17 protein-coding genes and 1 tRNA gene are annotated in these 16038 nt (G+C 66.4%); 8 read left to right on the forward strand and 10 right to left on the reverse strand.

The features are described 5' to 3' along the window. Positions 1–55 precede the first annotated feature (55 nt). The gene (locus ACSC1S_RS13680; protein WP_435364810.1) at positions 56–1960 is read left to right on the forward strand and encodes an ATP-binding protein; all 1905 of its coding nucleotides are present in this window, start codon (positions 56–58) and stop codon (positions 1958–1960) included. A gap of 94 nt (positions 1961–2054) precedes the next feature. Further along, complete coding sequence (locus ACSC1S_RS13685) at positions 2055–2486, forward strand: universal stress protein (RefSeq protein ID WP_435364811.1); 432 nt, start codon at positions 2055–2057, stop codon at positions 2484–2486. A gap of 830 nt (positions 2487–3316) precedes the next feature. Here ACSC1S_RS13685 and ACSC1S_RS13690 read toward each other — a convergent pair. Together ACSC1S_RS13690 and ACSC1S_RS13695 are read right to left on the reverse strand one after the other, a co-directional pair. Further along, complete coding sequence (locus ACSC1S_RS13690; RefSeq protein ID WP_435364812.1) at positions 3317–3679, reverse strand: hypothetical protein; 363 nt, start codon at positions 3677–3679, stop codon at positions 3317–3319. Positions 3680–3796: 117 nt separating this feature from the next. Next, on the reverse strand, positions 3797–4951 hold the full coding sequence (locus ACSC1S_RS13695; RefSeq protein ID WP_435365528.1) for a KaiC domain-containing protein: 1155 nt from the start codon (positions 4949–4951) through the stop codon (positions 3797–3799). A gap of 371 nt (positions 4952–5322) precedes the next feature. Between ACSC1S_RS13695 and ACSC1S_RS13700 the strand changes: the two genes are divergently transcribed. Both ACSC1S_RS13700 and mptA read left to right on the forward strand, forming a co-directional pair. Continuing rightward, positions 5323–6147: an NAD(+)/NADH kinase gene (locus tag ACSC1S_RS13700; protein ID WP_435364813.1), complete on the forward strand. Its 825-nt coding sequence runs from the start codon at positions 5323–5325 to the stop codon at positions 6145–6147. Positions 6148–6214: 67 nt separating this feature from the next. After that, positions 6215–7147: a GTP cyclohydrolase MptA gene (mptA, locus tag ACSC1S_RS13705; protein ID WP_435364814.1), complete on the forward strand. Its 933-nt coding sequence runs from the start codon at positions 6215–6217 to the stop codon at positions 7145–7147. A gap of 81 nt (positions 7148–7228) precedes the next feature. Here mptA and ACSC1S_RS13710 read toward each other — a convergent pair whose 3' ends face one another. From ACSC1S_RS13710 to ACSC1S_RS13720, 3 genes are all read right to left on the reverse strand, one after another. Next, entirely contained in the window at positions 7229–8035 is an 807-nt protein-coding gene (locus ACSC1S_RS13710; protein WP_435364815.1) for a TrmB family transcriptional regulator, read from the reverse strand. A gap of 63 nt (positions 8036–8098) precedes the next feature. Further along, on the reverse strand, positions 8099–9745 hold the full coding sequence (locus ACSC1S_RS13715; protein WP_435364816.1) for a DUF255 domain-containing protein: 1647 nt from the start codon (positions 9743–9745) through the stop codon (positions 8099–8101). A 24-nt stretch (positions 9746–9769) separates the two neighbouring features. Next, a complete protein-coding gene (locus ACSC1S_RS13720; protein ID WP_435364817.1) occupies positions 9770–10726 on the reverse strand; it encodes a hypothetical protein in 957 nt (318 codons plus the stop codon). Between the two features lie 488 nt (positions 10727–11214). Between ACSC1S_RS13720 and ACSC1S_RS13725 the strand changes: the two genes are divergently transcribed. Continuing rightward, positions 11215–11823, forward strand: a complete 609-nt coding sequence (locus tag ACSC1S_RS13725; RefSeq protein ID WP_435364818.1) for an FxsA family protein — start codon at positions 11215–11217, stop codon at positions 11821–11823. A 75-nt stretch (positions 11824–11898) separates the two neighbouring features. Then, positions 11899–11972 (forward strand) — tRNA-Ile (locus ACSC1S_RS13730). A gap of 187 nt (positions 11973–12159) precedes the next feature. On the opposite strand, the gene ACSC1S_RS13735 is transcribed toward ACSC1S_RS13730, so the two are convergent. Then, positions 12160–12537, reverse strand: a complete 378-nt coding sequence (locus ACSC1S_RS13735) for a hypothetical protein (RefSeq protein ID WP_435364819.1) — start codon at positions 12535–12537, stop codon at positions 12160–12162. Between the two features lie 116 nt (positions 12538–12653). Beyond that, positions 12654–12791, reverse strand: a complete 138-nt coding sequence (locus ACSC1S_RS13740; RefSeq protein ID WP_435364820.1) for a hypothetical protein — start codon at positions 12789–12791, stop codon at positions 12654–12656. A gap of 167 nt (positions 12792–12958) precedes the next feature. Between ACSC1S_RS13740 and ACSC1S_RS13745 the strand changes: the two genes are divergently transcribed. Continuing rightward, the gene (locus ACSC1S_RS13745; RefSeq protein ID WP_435364821.1) at positions 12959–13546 is read left to right on the forward strand and encodes a hypothetical protein; all 588 of its coding nucleotides are present in this window, start codon (positions 12959–12961) and stop codon (positions 13544–13546) included. A gap of 44 nt (positions 13547–13590) precedes the next feature. Here the strand turns inward: ACSC1S_RS13745 and surE are convergent, their stop codons facing one another. Beyond that, a complete protein-coding gene (gene surE / locus ACSC1S_RS13750) occupies positions 13591–14382 on the reverse strand; it encodes a 5'/3'-nucleotidase SurE (RefSeq protein WP_435364822.1) in 792 nt (263 codons plus the stop codon). 59 nt (positions 14383–14441) lie between these two features. After that, a complete protein-coding gene (locus tag ACSC1S_RS13755; protein WP_435319413.1) occupies positions 14442–14606 on the reverse strand; it encodes a hypothetical protein in 165 nt (54 codons plus the stop codon). A 119-nt stretch (positions 14607–14725) separates the two neighbouring features. Between ACSC1S_RS13755 and ACSC1S_RS13760 the strand changes: the two genes are divergently transcribed. After that, positions 14726–14866 carry a hypothetical protein gene (locus tag ACSC1S_RS13760; protein WP_261652405.1) on the forward strand — a complete coding sequence of 47 codons (141 nt, stop codon included), beginning with the start codon at positions 14726–14728 and terminating at the stop codon, positions 14864–14866. A 19-nt stretch (positions 14867–14885) separates the two neighbouring features. On the opposite strand, the gene ACSC1S_RS13765 is transcribed toward ACSC1S_RS13760, so the two are convergent. After that, the gene (locus ACSC1S_RS13765) at positions 14886–15986 is read right to left on the reverse strand and encodes a S1C family serine protease (RefSeq protein WP_435364823.1); all 1101 of its coding nucleotides are present in this window, start codon (positions 15984–15986) and stop codon (positions 14886–14888) included. Positions 15987–16038 lie beyond the last annotated feature (52 nt).

Raw genomic sequence — 16038 nt, forward strand, 5'->3', positions numbered from 1 at the left:
GCGCACACCCGACCGAGGGAAACCGGTTTCACGCCGCGATTCCTTGCCTTGGGGTATGACCGACCTCGGTGACTTCGGGGACTTCGACGTAGACGACGAGCCGGCCGACGCCGACGGACCAGCCGGGGACGCCAGGCAGGACGACGGCGCGACGACTGACCCGTCCGGCGAGACGCCGACCGCGACCGACGGCAACGACCAGACCGACGACTTCCAGCGCATGGACGTGACCCCGAGTGGGCGCGACCGCGGCCTCGGGACCATCGCGGTCTCGGAGGGGCTGCGCATCGCCGAGCGCGAGGAGGACACCCAGTTGCGGGCGTACGTCACCACGGGGAACCGGCCGAACGTCCGCATCGGCTCGTACCTGCTCGCGCCGTACCCCGACGGCGAGAAGCTGTTCGCCCGGATCACCGGGCTGGAGTACGCCCAGGCGTTCCACGCCGACGACGCGACCGAGATTCACGCCCGGCGAGCGATGCGCCGCGACGGCATCGACGAGGCCGACTACAAGTTCATGGCGACGCTGGAGCCGATGGCCGTCCTCTTCGAGGATAGCGCGGCGGGAACCGCCGCGGACAAGTCGAGCGGCGAGCAGCCGCGAGACGGCGGGGAACTCAAGCGCCGGATGGTCGACCGCGTCCCCAAACCGGAGACGATAATCAGGGAAGCGACCGACACCACCGAGATAAAGACCGGCCTGAAGATGCCCGAGGAGGGCGTCTTTTTAGGACATCTCTCCGTCGGTGGCGAGAAGGTCCGCACGAACGCGGAGCCGCCGACCATCGACTACCGGCTCAAAGACGACTACGAGGCGGGCGACCCGCTCGTGTTCCGCCACACCCTCGTCGCGGGTGGCACCGGCTCCGGGAAGACCCACGGCGCGAAGAACATCCTCCGGCAGTACCTCGACTCGGACCGCACCTATCCCATGGAGGGCGGGCGCGACGTGCGCCCCGCGATGGTCGTCTTCGACCCGCAGGACGAGTACGCCCAGATGCACGACGATAACCCCGAGATGACCGACGACTTCGCGCGGAAGCTGGAGCGCGAGGACATCGCCCACGGCGGCATCGAGGATACGACGGCGTTCGTCCCGAAGGTCGGGCAAGCGAGCTACGCCGCCGACCACCACCGCGCCGAGCAGGTCGAGTTCACCATCCCGTTCTCGATGGTGCGCTCGCGCCCGTGGCTCGTCGCCAGCGGCGGCCTGAACGACAACCAGTACCCCGCGCTCAAACAGCTCCTGCGGCGGTTCTTCCGCCAGCACGGCGACAGCGGGACCTACTCGCAGTTCCGGTCGTTCCTCGACGACCCCGCGCTGAAGGAGGAACTCCACGAGTCCGGGCGCATCCACGAGGCGACGTTCGACGCGGTCAAGCGCCGGACCTACGGCTTCGCCGACGTGTTCGACCAGTCTGCCAAGCCCATCACCGACCTCGTCCACGAGTTCGTCCGCCCGGGCGGACTCTCGGTGGTCCCGACCTACCACGTCAACGACTCGCGGACGACGACGACCGTGGTGCTCGCCCTCGCCAGCCTGCTCGTCGACCAGAAGCTCTCGAACGACCCGGACTTCGACCGCATCAAGGAGACCCCCATCGTCCTCGGGATGGACGAGGCCCACAACTTCCTCACCGACGCCGACACTGTGCAGGCCCGCAAGGTCATCACGAAGTTCACCGAGGCCGCAAAGCAGGGGCGCAAGGAGCGACTGGGGCTGTTCCTCATCACGCAGGACCCCCAGGACATCGCCGACCCGGTGTTCAAGCAGGTGAACACCACCGTCGTCCTCAACCTGGGTGACGAGGACGCCATCAAGAGCGTCAACATCCCCGCGAACCTCGAAAGTAAGGTGCCCTACATGGAGAAGGGCCAGATGGTCGTCTACTCGCCGGACAACTCCGAACCCGTCGAGTGCATCGGCCTCTCGACGTGTGTGACGAGTCACGGGCGCTGAGCAGGCGCGTTTCTCCGGTCGGTTTCGAGCGCGTGACCGAGACACCGCGACGGCGGAGATGCATTTATCGGCCAGAGTGTGCTATTCTATACCAATGGCAGAGCACGTCCTCGTCGCCTACGACGACTCGGTGCAGGCCGACCACGCCCTGCGGTTGGCGCTGTGCGAGTTCGACGACGCGGCACGGATGACCCTCCTCACCATCATCGACCCCGCGTCCGCCGGCTACAGCCGCAAGCTCACCATCCCGAGCCTGCCCGAGGAGTGGTACGAGGAGGCGAAGACTGCGGCGGCCGAGCGCCTCGCGACCGCCGAGCGAGCCGCCGCCCAGGTCGGCGTCGACCTCGAGACCGAGATCGTCGTCGGGCGGCCCTCACGTCGAATCATCGCCTACGCCGCCGAACACGACGTAGACCACATCATCACCGGGAGCCACGGCCGCTCCGGCGTCTCACGCATGCTGCTGGGCAGCGTCGCCGAGGCGGTCATCAGGCACGCGAACTGCCCGGTGACGGTGGTTCGGTGAGCAGGCCAGACAGTCACCACCGGCCAAGACGACCCGCGCCGCACAGGCGCGTGGTCGTCTCCGGGGAAAGGCAGGCTGTGGTGCCGTGCTGTTCGGGGGGTTCCCGTGAGCGAAGCGAACGGGAACTCGTCGGACCGCAGGTCCGACAGTGGACTGAAAGGGGCCACCGCCTGCGCGAACCCCGACCCGGCAAGCACCGCAGGCGAAGCCGAGGAGCGCAGCCGGGGTCGCGGGAGCGCACGCGGTGGGGGCTTTCTGGGAGTATTCGTCAGTTAGCGGTCTCCGATTCGTAACTCACCCGGGTGCTTGATGCAGGGGGCTGGGTCTGTCGCTTCATCTAGTGTTCTGAATCAAACTTGTCAGGAATCGCCTGCTGAATACAGAGGGTGAGTTAAGTAACGGAGTCAACATGTTTCCGAAGATATATTGGTGCCTTCTTTGTAGCACAAGACTGATACGATGCCCTCCATCGAAACTACTCGAAAGGTTGCCCTTGGCCTCACCTGTGCGTACGTACTTGTGGTCTTACTCCTCGGAGTCGTTGTATTCCGACAGACTCTACTCTCGATCTTAATTGCCCTTCTTGGGGTCATTGTGTACCTTGTATGGCGGCTGATATGGGGAGCCGGCCCTGGAAATGGCGATGGTTCTGTAGACGCTACGTAGATTAGGAGTTGGCCGACTCGCGCTCTGTATTCAGCACTGTACTGAGAAAATCACCCGAGATTGGCAGGAGCAGTGCCGATTCACTCGCACCCTCGGTCCGTCACCACCGTCCTCGAAAACACCCCCCGGAGAAACTCGAATCGACCGCTGAATCAGGACCTGCCCTACACCCCCGGAATCCCCAGCACGTTCGGTGCGACGACCCCGATGGCCGAGAGCACCCAGACGACCACGATCGCGACGAGCCACGCGACCACACCGATACCGGCTGCCGTCTTCCAGCCACCCGGGTAGCGGTAGTTGATGACGCCGACCCAGGCGACCAGCACGAGGAGGATTCCGAGGAGCGGAATCCACCCGAAGAGGAAGCTCACCACGCCCCAGACGACCGCTCCCAGCAGGGCCGTGACGGCGGCGTACCCGACGTCGGTCTTCCGTTCCAGGACGGCCCGGACGCCCGCGACGATGCCGACCGTCCCGATGATCCAGCTCACGACGAACACGACGAGCGAATCGACGAGTCCCATCTCAGGCCCTCCGGACCGCGGTCTGACCACTGGCGAGCAGCGTCTCACTGGCTACCGATGACATGTGGGACGTAGGCTCTGGAGCGGGAAAGGTAGTGGCTGGATATTCGCGATTCCTCAGAAGATGTTCGCCTGCCGGTGGACCGAGATACCCTCGTCGGTGATCTCGTAGGGTTTGGTCTCGCGGGAGTGGTTCGCGTCGCGTATCTTCTGTATCTCGACGGCGAGGCGAGTCTCACGGAAGTCCGAAGGGCGGACGTACTGGAGGATGAACACGGCGTCGGTGAGGTACTCGACGATGCCGTGGCGGGAGGCGTAGGGCGAGTCCTCGCTGGCCTCCGAGGTCATCATCGTCGTGATGCCGGCCTCCTTGAGGCTCTTCGTGAAATCGAATATCTCGTTGCGGCGTTTGGCCCGGTCGTCGTACATCATCTCCAGCAGCGACACCGAGTCGAGCACCAGCCGGCTCGCGCCGAACTCGCGGATAAGCCGGGGGAGTTCGGACCGGATGGACCCGAGGCTGTTGGCCATCTCGATGGGGTCGATGTCGACGACGGCGAGCAGGTCGTCCGCGACGTACTCGTCGAAGGGCATCCCCTTCTCGGTGGCCGAGTTGATGACGCGCCGGCGGTTCTCCTCCAGCGTGATGAAGATGCCGCGCTCGCCCTGGCGCAGGCCGTGGTCGAGGAACTGGAGCCCGAAGGTGGTCTTCCCGGTCCCGGCGGAGCCGACCGCGACCATCAGCGAGCGCTCGGGCACGCCGCCCATGATCATCTCGTCGAGGCCCGTGATACCGAGGTTGATACGGGGGAGGTCGGAGTCGAACTCTTCCCCACCGAGGTCTCCGCCGCCGAAACCACCGCCGCCGCTGTCGAATCCCGCGCTCATCCCGAAGTCGTCGGTGGCCATGTCGAACTCGCCGTTGCCCACGTCGAACGGGCTCCCGTCGACGTCGAAGGAGTCGCCCGCACCGCCGGACCCACCGTCGTCGTCGACGTCCGGCATCTGGACGTTCTCCATGGCGGCCCCGAAGTTGTCGTTGAACAGCGAGCCCGAGCCTGATGCACCGTCGGGGTCTTCGGCCGGGCTGCTGTCGGGCGTGCTGGCAGGGCTGCTGTCGGGCGTGCTGGCAGGGCTGCTGTCGGGCGTGCTGGCAGGGCTGTTGTCGTTGGCGGGCCCATCGGCATCCGGGTTCGCTGGTGGGTCAGACACCGAGTCCGCTTCTGTGCCAGCTTCGGCCACCGCGTCCGCGGCGGCCTCCTCGGCACTCATGTCGTCGGGCCACTCGTCGTCCCAGGCAGAATCGTCGGGGTCGGTGGCGTCGTCCCCCTCGTCTTCGCCGCCGCCGCCAGCTGTGTCCGACCGCTGGTTGCGCTCCCGGATGGCCCGTTCGAACCAGTCTTCGTCGCTCACCGTGACCACCGCTCCTGGCGAGCGAACAGGTGTGTCACTACTGTGCCAGAAACGGACACCGCGTCGTGGCCGGCACGAGTCTGGTCGGAAGGGAGCATTGCTATCGTGGTGACGCGTCGGAGGAATCCTCCTCGACCGCGCCGTTCGTACACCGGAGGCCACGCCCTGCGCAGGTATTAACCTTGTTGCTGTCGATGGGGTTTTTAATCTCGTGGGCGGTAGCCTCGGGTATGAAGGTGGGGCTGGTCGCCCAGAAGGACAACGCTCGTGCGGCCCATCTGGCGGAGAAACTCCGCGAGATGCTCCGCGAGCGCGACGTGACGATAGTAGTCGACACGGCCACAGCCACGGCCCTCGGCATCGACGGCGTCTCGCCCGAGGCCATGCAGGACTGTGCCCTGGTCGTGAGCATCGGGGGCGACGGAACGTTCCTCTACACCGCCCGCGGCGCGGGGACCGCCCCCATCATGGGCGTGAACCTCGGCGAGGTCGGCTTCCTGAACGCCGTCTCGCCCGACGATGCGCTCGACGCGGTCGAGGCGGAGGTCGAACACATCCGCGAGACAGGCGTCCCGCACATCCGCAAGATGATGCGCCTGCAGGCCAGCGGCGAGGACTGGACGCTCGACCCCGGGATGAACGAAATCGTCGTCCAGGGGCCCCAGCGCGGCCACGGGGCGGGTGCCTCCTTCGAGGTCCGCGTCGACGGCGAGCTCTACACCGGCAGCCAGGGCGACGGCATCCTCATCGCGACCCCGGCGGGCAGCACTGCGTACAACCTCAGCGAAGGTGGGCCGTTCATCCGCCCCGAGGTCGACGCCGTCGTCGTCACCGAGATGTGTGCCTCCGAACCGATGCCCTCGCTGGTGAGCGCCGCCGATAGCACCGTCACGGTCCGTGTGGACGACGCGGACTCCGGCTTCGTCATCAGCGACGGCCGCAACCAGCAGGTCATCGACCCACCCGAGACCGTCACCATCGAGCGGGCCGACCAGCCGGTCCGGATGGCCGGCCCCCCGAGCGAGTTCTTCAAAGCCCTCAACAAGCTGGATTGAATCCGGGTACGGGCAAGCCCCCCGACTTTCGAAAGCCCTTAGCAACTCCTGACCCTTCCTGCACCTAATGAGTGAGCAACTGCCGGACGTCCAGGCGTCCAGCCCGGACGTCACCGTCGGGCTGAGCCAGGTGGGGGTCACAGGCGTCGAGAAGCTCGTGAAACTCCACCGTGAGGGCAAGCGCCCCATCGTCCTGATGGCCGAGTTCGAAGTGTTCGTCGACCTCCCGTCGTGGCGCAAGGGTGCCGACATGTCCCGCAACATGCAGGTCATCGACGAGACGCTCGAAGCCGCGACCCGCGACGAAGCCCTCCGCGTGGAGGACGTCTGTGGCGACGCCGCCGAGCGCCTGCTGGCCAAGCACGACTACACCAGCAAGGCCCAGGTGAAGATGGAGGCCGAACTCGTCACCCGCGAGAACACGCCCGCCTCCGGCCTCGAGACCCAGAGCGTCGTCGATATCATCGCGAGCGCCACCGCGACCGACGAGGGTACCCGCGAGGAGATCGGTGCCCACGTCGTCGGCATGACGGTCTGTCCCTGCTCGCAGGGTATGTCGGTCGCCCGCGCCCGGAACGTGCTCGCCGACCTCGGCGTCGACGACGAGACCACCGAGGAGTTCCTCGACCGCGTGCCCCAGCCCGGCCACAGTCAGCGCGGCCACGCCACCATCACCGTCGAGAGCGAGGGCACCCCCGACGTGGACCTCATGGACATCGTCGAGGTCGCCCGCGACTCCATGTCGGCCCGCATCTACAACCTCGCGAAGCGCCCCGACGAAGACCACATGACCTACGAGGCTCACGCCGACGCGAAGTTCGTCGAGGACTGCGTGCGTGCCATGGCCGAGGGCGTGGTCGCGGAGTTCGACCACCTGCCGGACGATGCCGTGATTCATATGGAACAGTCCAACGACGAGTCCATCCACCAGCACAACGCCCACGCCGAGCGTCTGGTCGAGATGGGGCAGTTGCGGACGGAACTGAACGGCGAAAACTAACCCGACAGCGACTCGTCTCGTCGTCTTTCTCGCTTCGCTTGCAAGTACGATACTCGTCGAGAGGGGACCGGCTGTCGGTGTTCAGAAACTCAGCGGCTCGGCGTCCTCCCACGTCGGCTGGAACTCGTCGTACACCTCGGTCGCGAACTCGGGGTCTTTCAGGTCGATCATCGCGAACGTCTCGCCCGAGGAGCCCAGCGGGTTGGGCACCTGGATGACGACTTCGACGTCGTCGAGCAGGTTGAACGTGCCAGTGACGTCCTCGCTGGTGCGGACCTCGAAGTCGGGGTCAGAGGAGAGGCGCTCGCGGTACTTGCGACCGACCTCTTCCGAGAGGGTGTCGACGACCTGGCGGGTGAGGAGGACGTCTATCTTGACGCCGCGTTCGAGCGCGTCTTCGAGTTGCTCGACTATCTGGTCGCCGACCTCCGTCACGTCGAACTGGGGCGTCTGGGCCGAGGCGACCATGATGATGTGACGGTCGGCCGCGGTGAGCCGTTCGAGCAGGAGGTCGGTGGTCTCCTCTTGCCCCACCGCGGCGGTCCAGAACTGTTCTTCGACGGGTTCGGCGGCGTCGAGCTCGTCCGAGAGTTCGTCGACGATGTTCTCGTACTGCTCGGCCTTCTCGTCGAGTTCGCGTTTCTTGTCCTCCAGCAGTCGGTCGAGGGCGGTCGCGGGCTCGACGGCGACGTATTTCTTGGGGCGGCTCGCGGTCTGGCTCCGGACCAGGTTGTACTGCTCGATGCTGTTGAGCACGTCGTAGATACGGCCCATGGGCACGTCGCTGGCCCGCGACAACTCTTTGGCGGTTGTCGGGCCTGTGTTCAACAGCGCACGGTATGCTCTCGCTTCGTACTCCGACAACCCGAGGTCCCTGAGGCTCGCCATAATAAACCCAATGAGAGTGGAGAACCATAAACACAACGGTAGTTTCCGACAGCAGTCGGGGCGTCACTCCATCGCGTCGGAAACTCGCCGGCTGAGTGTTTCGGGGTCGTAGGCAGGGTCGGCGACGGAATCGCCCCGGACGACGTAGGCCGCACTCGGTTCCTCGTAGCCGGTCGCGTTCGGGACGACCACCTTCTCGTGGTCGGCCATCCGAAGGGCGGCGCGGTGGAGGTCGCTCCCGGGCTCGTCGGTGACCGCGATGACGAGCGGGGCATAGAGCAGACGCGAGACTGCCGCGCCGTAGGCCGCGATGCGGACGCCGAAGCGGTCCGCTGCGCCCGCGAAGGCGGCCAGCGCGTCGGCCGCCACGTCGCGATAGCGGTCCTCTCCGGTGAGCAACGCGAGGTCGAGCAGGGCGTCCGCGAACTCGACGTTCCCGTCGAGCGGGCGGAGCGGGCGGTCGAGGAGTCCGAGTCCCTCGCGCGGGCCGTCGACGAAGGAGTCGTCGACGAGCAGGGTGTCGATGGCGTGGTCGGCGACGTTCTGGGCGGTGTCCAGCGTGTCCGCGCCGAGGACCTGCCGGGCCCGGGTGAGCGCGCTCAGGACGCGGGCGTGGTCGACCAGCAGACCGGCCTCGCCTTCCGTCCCGTCGTCGGCCCGGAAGTGCGTGACGACGCCATCGTCGACGAGTTCCGCAGTGAGGTAGTCCAGGGTGCGCTCGGCGTACCGGCGGGCCGTCTCGTCGTCGGTGTAGGCGTGGTAGGTAAGCAAGGCGTCGACCGCGAGGGCGTTCCAGTCCGCGAAGGCCGTCTCGTCCACGGTCGGGGTCTCTGCGGATTCGCGGTCGCTGGGCTCCGCGGTGTAGTAGCTCGCGCCCGCGCCGGCAGCCTGCCCGCCGCCGAAGGCGTCGCCGTTCCAGAGCGTACCCGTCAGGTAGTCGACGGTCGCCTGTGCCGGCTGGCGGTACTCGTCCTTGCCGGTGTAGAGGTAGGCGTTGGCGAACGCCCGGAGCAGGGAGGCGTTCGTGTCCAGCAGCTTCTCGTGGTGGGTGCCGCTCCAGTCGGGGTTCGCGGCGAACCGGAAGAAGCCACCGGCGTAGTCGTCCAGCAGGTTCGCGCTGACCGCGTTCAGGCTCCGGAGTGCTTGCTCTTGCTCGCGCTTCAGGGCGAACTCGATGGTCCGGGGCATCGGGAACTTTTCAGCATTGCCCCAGCCACCGTTTCGCTCGTCGTAGCTCTCGCGGAGCTGGCCCAGCAGCTGGATCTCGATGTCCTCGGTGAGTTCCCCTGCCGGGGTGTCGTTGCCCTGCACCGACCGCGGGACCCGGCCAGCAGCCGCGCCCTTCTGGTCCCACATCTGTCGCACCGAGTCGATGACCTGGCGCATGCCGTCCTCGCCGAGGTAGCCCGACCCGGTCAGCACCTCGCCGTCGGGCGTGAGGAACACGTTCGACGGGAAGCCGCCCATGTTGTACCGGTCCCGGACCCGAGGATTGCGGTCCACGTCGACCCGAACCGGCACGAAGCCGTCGTTGATGTTCGCGGCGATTCGGGGTTCGTCGTACGTCTCGCGGTCCATCTCGTGACAGTGCGAGCACCAGGTCGCCGAGAGCGAGAGCAGAATCGGTTTTCCTTCCTCCGCGGCGAGTTCGAAGGCGTCCGGTCCCCACTCGTGCCACTCGACCCGTGTCTGGGCTGCGGACTCGTCCATGTGGGGGGCTTCGGGTGCGCGTGCCTAAGAGTGCCGCGACACGCCGGTGCTGGAAACGGTTTCGGGTGGCGTCACGATTACTGTCCCGTCCTCGCTCTCGACCGTGGTGTTCCCGACGAAGTCCGGCTCACCCCAGACGACGGTGACCGTCTTGGGGTCGGGTCGCTCGACTCGGAACGTGTGGTCCTCGAAGGTCCACGTGCCATTCCCGGTCGGCTCTGCTCGCGCGCCGAGGAACGATTCGAATGCGCTCTGGAACTCGGTCGCGTTCTGTGTGTCGTCCCAGCGCAGCACCCAGGCGTGGCTGGCGTCTGCATTGCGGTAGTACACCAGGTCGCGGTCCATGCCCCAGCCAGTGCTGGCCTTCGCGGCGGCTTCGTCGCCGAGTTCCGGCGACAGCAGAACGCGGAGGTACAGTTCCCCGCGCACGTCCCGGTTCGAGAGGTCCCACGGGGAGTTCGACGTGTTCGAGTCGACCGAGAGGGTCGCGGGGTCGGGGGCCCGCTCAGGGTGAAGCAGTTGCGCCGTGGTCTGTGGCGGGTTCTCGTACACCTCGTGGAGTTGCCGAGGTGACTCGAACCGCGCATGCATGTACTGGGCACCGAAATAGTGGCCCGACCACATGGCCCGCCGCGAGATGCCGAACGAGTCCCACCGGGCGTCGATCTCCTCACTCTGTGTCCTCGTGTCGGGGAGATACTCGCGGACGTACTCGTCGGCGATGAACGTCGGCGCACCTTCGAGGACGGCACGACTCAGATATCGGCCCTCAGTCGTCTGTTCGAACCGCAGGTCTCGATTTTCCGAGAACGTCCGGAGCCGCTCGTCCGTCTGGTACAGGTGGGACAGTTCGTGGACGAGTACATGCTCGACGAAGGGAGCCTCGGTTCCCGCCTCGTACGTGAACCGAACCGGGCCGTTATCGTTGACTACTCCCGTCGCCGGGAATCGTTCTGCTTCTGTCTCCCCGAATAGTGACACCAGACCATCGCCACCTGGTGGCCGAAGTGGTCTCGACGTGCTCTGTACTTCCTGGACCTGAATCGAGACGGTAGACAGGTTCTGCTGGTGGTATCGTTGGACGCGCTCGACCACGTCCCTGGTGTCGAGAGAGTCCGGAAGTGGGTCACCACGGACGGTCACTGCTGGCTGAGCTGAACTGGTGGTTGGGTCGGCTCCCGTGGTCGTGGAAGTCGACGTGGCCTGGGGCTCGGTCTGGGTGACGGTCGACCCCGGAGCCGATATCGCTGGTGACTGCGAATCGGAATCGCCGGGAACCAGTCCGGAACAGCCCGCGACGAGCACGACGAGGAGGACACAGAGGGCGGCGCGGCGCATGGTTCTGGTGGCGATGACGACGAGTCGACACGAAATAAAGGTCCGTCCGGCCAGGGACCGGCGACAGTTCGGGCCAGCGCACACCCTCGCGTAGAAAAAGGGCTTTGACCCCTGGCCCGCTATCCCCGCCCATGCGAACACTCCGGCTCATCGGGCTGTTGCTCGTCATCCCGACGCTCGATGCCGCCTTGCTGTTGCTCATCACGCTCTTCGCGCCCGAGGTGACCATCGTCATCGCGGCCGCGCTGGTCGTCCTGACCGCGCTGGTCGGCATGCTGCTCGTGCGCGCGGAGGGCCGGCGCACCATCCGGAAGATACAGCGCCAGCTCGCCGAGGGGAAACCGCCCACGAACGAGCTGATGGACGGCGGGCTGCTCATCGCGGCCGGCGCGTTCTTCCTCACGCCCGGGCTCGTCACGGACTTCGTCGCCCTGCTGCTGACGATTCCCGTGACCCGCATCCCCATCCGCGCCGTGCTCAAGAAGTACATCGTCACGCCGTACCTCGACAAGCAGACCGGCGGCATGGCCTCCGGGAACGTCTGGACGTTCGGGTTCCCCCAGGGCGACTTCGAGGGCGGGAACGGCCAGATGGGTGGCTTCGGCGGGATGGGTGGTGGTCCCGGCGGCTCCAGCGGTTCCGGCGGTTCCAGTAGCGGGAATTCCGGCGGGAGCAACGCTGACGACACCTACAACCTCGGGGACGACTCGTACTCCATCGAGTTCGAGGACGACGAGTGAGAACCCCTGTCTAAGCTCTGCGAGAAAGAAACCCTTATACTTCCCACCGCACAACTCGGAAATGCGAACGACGGCGGGCCGATAGCTCAATCAGGTTGAGCGCCACTCTGATAAGGTGGAGGCTCTCGGTTCAAATCCGAGTCGGCCCATAATTTCTGCGCGAACTCTCGAACGTAGTGAGAGCAGTGAGCGCGAAATTTGAATCCGCGAGGATTTGAACCCTGGTAGTCACAGCCCGGAAGCGCAGCGTCAGCGAGCATCCCGGACTGTCTACCTCTGGTTCACAATCCGAGTCGGTCTACTACTTTTCCGCGAAACTGCGAACGGCGAGACCGCTCACTCCCGCCACGACAGGTACGCGAACACGACCACGCCACCGACCGCGAGCGCGGTGTGCACGAACACGGTCCAGTCGGTGGATCCGGCGAGCAGGAAGGCGACGCCGGCGACGAGGTAGGCCGTCCAAACCACCGCGAGGGCGACGGCAGCGGGGGTCCAGCGCTCGTGAACCGGCGTCCGCTCGCCCCAGATACCCCCGACAGCGACGACCACGAGCAGCACCGAGACGATGGTCCCAAACACGAATTCGGACGTGAACGACACCGAACCCGCGGCGATGGCCGCGCCTTCCGTGACGGCGAACTCGAAGACGGTGGCGACCAGGAGGAACGCGTAGGCCGCGGCTCGGGTCGGGTTCTCGACGAAGCGGGTCATGGCTGTGGGAGGGAGCGAGGGCGGTGGTGGGAGACATTCATCATGACTAGGGTGTCGGCAATCAAGACTATAAACGCGTTCCCGCAGGGACGGTCGGTCACTAGACCAGCGACCAGTCACTTCCAGTACAGGAAGAGCGCGACGGCGAACAGCAGCATGAGCGGGAGGACCGGCGCCACGGCCTCCAGAGGGAAGAACAGGAGGACTGCACCGGCCATCACGACGAACTCCAGCGCGACGAGCACGCTCACCATCTCGGCAGGACTGGCCAGACCAGGGCGTTCAATCCACCAGCATGTAAATATTCAGGGACTTTCGGCGACCGTGCGCGTCGAATACATCAAGCATCGAGAAAACGTCTAGAACCGCGACAGTCACCCCCGACAGAACTATACTACTGCCAACACGAACAGAGCGTAGTATGGACGAGCGCGCCCAGATCTCGGTTGGGCTCATCTTCATGTTCTTCGCGATGGTCGCGGTGGCGGCCATCGCCGGGGGCACCCTGCTCAGTGGGGCGGGCCAGCTGAGTACGCAGGCCGAGAACGAGACCTCGGCGGCGTTCGAAGACATCTCCGGGGGCGTGCTGGTCGTGAACGAGGTCGGGAAGGTCGACGCCGAGGATGGAAGCGTCGGCACGGCCCGGCTGACCGTCAAGCTCGGGGCGGGGATGAACCAGACCAACCTGTCGAACGCGACCATCCAGTACACCGACGGGCAGGTGAACCGGACGCTGAACTTCACCGCGGGGGCGGCGAACGGGACGAACTTCACCGTCGTGAGCCCCATCGACCACGACGGGTCGGCACCCGAGTTGAACAGCGAGACGGACGTGTTCCACATCGTCGTCGCGGTGGAGGACGTCCGCGCGGGCACCGAAGAGGGTGCGGCAGGTCTCGGGGCGGGCGACAGGGCGGTGCTGACCATCACGACGGAGCGGGGCATCGTGACGCGGTCGGTGCTGACGGTGCCGCAGTCGATAGAGGAGAAGGTGTGGGTGCCGCTGTAGGGTGGGCGATTCTCGACTGGTGAGTGACGACCGACGAGCCAGGGCTATGCGTCGTCCCCGAAGCCGGTGAACGCCTCCGCGAGCCGCTCGTCTTCGATGGTCTCCACCCCGACGTGGAGCGGGGAGACGCTGGTGACGTGGTCGGCGCAGGCTCCGAGGTCGGTGTCGGGGTCGGGTGCAGGGGCGTCGCGTTCGGGGACGACGGGGTCGTAGAAGCGGTTGTCGAAGGTGAGTTCCCGGTCGCCGTCGCCCTCGACGACCCGGCGGTCGAAGCCGCGAGCGGGCCGGGTGAGCCGGAGCTCGTCGTCGCGGGAGCGGTCGGTCGGGACGGTCACGTTGAAGTACCAGTCGGGGCCGAGCCAGTCCGCGTCGTGGAGTCGTTCGACCAAAAAGCGGGTGACGCGAACAGCTTCGTCGAAATCACTGCGCTCGAACTCGCGGAGGCCGCCGACCTCGGGGTCGTAGGCGGAGACGGCGATGCCCGGAATCCCGGGGAACGCGGCCTCCATGGCGGCGCTGACGGTGCCGGACTGGCTGAGCTTGTGCGCCCCGATGTTGGGGCCCGGGTTACAGCCGGCGACGACGAGGTCCGGGGCGGGCTGGCTCTGGTAGCGACCGACAGCCACGCAGTCGACGGGGGTCCCGTCGAGGGCGGTGCCGCGCTCGTGCTCGTGTGCTTCGACGGTGTAGGACTTCCGGCGGCCCGCACCGCTCTGGTCCTCGGTGGGGGCGACGACCGTGACGTCCGCCACGTCCCGGAGGCCGTCGTGGAGCGCGTGGAGCCCCACCGCGTCGATCCCGTCGTCGTTCGTGAGCAGCACCCGTGGCCGTGCCATCGTCGTGGAGTGTGGTCCGGAACGGGACAACTGTATCGGTCGGACAGAGAGCGCTGGGGCTACCAGTCGAGGCGTTCGACGCTGTAGCTGCCACACTCCGGGCAGACGTGGTGCTGGATGGGGAAGTCCGTCTCGCAGGCGCGACAGACGTAGGATTCGGCGTCCTCTCCTGTCAGGCCGAGTCGGGTGCGGAGGCCTCGCCTGACGCGATCGAACGGGGACATATATCGTTCGCGTCGAATGGGGAGGATATAATTTTTCGGGCCAGAACGCGTGTAACAACTACTTTCACTTTCACTCTGCTTGGCTCGCTGTTTTGTACCCATGTCACGAACTGGCATCCATGGACGAGGAAGTACAGGAGGCCATGGACGCCGCACGGCTCGCGGTCGCCAGCGACGACTACGACGCCCTGGAACGGGCTGGCCTCGAACTGCTCGGTCTGGCTCGCCGCCGGAGACGGGAGACGCGCCGAGCCGACTGAGACGGCTCCCGGCGCACGCTCAGGTGAGCCCGCCCCGCGTCCCGAGCGTCACCGTTCGCTCGATGAGTTCCCCGTCCCGGAGGACGGTCGCGGTCACGACCTCGCCGGGGCGCGTCTGGAGCGCGAGGTAGACCGCGTACGCCTGCTGGGTCGGAATCGGCGTCCCGTCGAGGGCGAGCAACACGTCCCCGCCGACCGGTACCCTGACGCCACCGACGCTGTTCGTCCCCGTCGCGGGCTGGAGCAGTCCCGACGACGGCCCGCCGTCGGCCACCGTGACGACCATCACGCCCGAGACCCCATCCAGGTCGTTCACTCTCGCGACCGTCGGCGTCACGTTCGTCATACTGATACCCATCGCCGCGTGGTCGTACTCACCGCGGTCGATGAGTTCGGGGACGACCCGTCGTATCATCGCCGCCGAGATGGCGAACGCGAGGTTCTCGCCGCCGCCAGCGTTCACACAGCCAACGACGGTCCCGTCGAGCCGAAGCAAGGGCCCGCCGGAGTTCCCGGGGTTCACCGCCACGTCGGTCTGGATGGTGTCCGCGATCTGGACACCGTTGATGTTCGGGAGCAGGCGGTTGACCCCGGAGACGATGCCCTCCGACATCGAGCCTTCGAGGCCGTAGGGGTTCCCGATGGCGACGACCCGTGTCCCCACGGGCGGGTCCCCCGACATCACCGGGAGCGGGGCGGCCGAGTCGGGTTTCTCCGCGACCGCGAGCACCGCGAGGTCGCTGAACCGGTCGGTTCCGAGGACCGTCGCCTCCGCCCAGGTGCCGTCGGAGAACTGGACCTCGACCACTTCGGCGTCGTCGACGACGTGGTGGTTCGTGACGACGTGGCTCCCGTCGTACACCCACCCCGAGCCCTGGCTCTGCCCGGTGGACAGGAAGGCCTGGACGAGCACGACGGACTCGATTGCCGCCTCGTACACGTCGACGTAGCTGGCTGTCTGGCCCTGCTGGCCCAAGCCCTCACCGGTGACCACCACGCTGGCGTCGTCCGTCTGGTCGACCCCCTGCTCGCCGACGCGGGTCCCGGAGCACCCAGCGAGACCGACGCTGGCGGCGACACCGGCGGCCCGGAGGAACCGACGACGGCTGCCCTGTTTCATGTCTTTCAATTCGCGACGAACCCGGTTAAGTCACATCCCGGGGAGCACCCGG

The organism is Haloarchaeobius pelagicus, from assembly GCF_051207375.1.
In the GTDB taxonomy this organism is placed as follows: domain Archaea; phylum Halobacteriota; class Halobacteria; order Halobacteriales; family Natrialbaceae; genus Haloarchaeobius.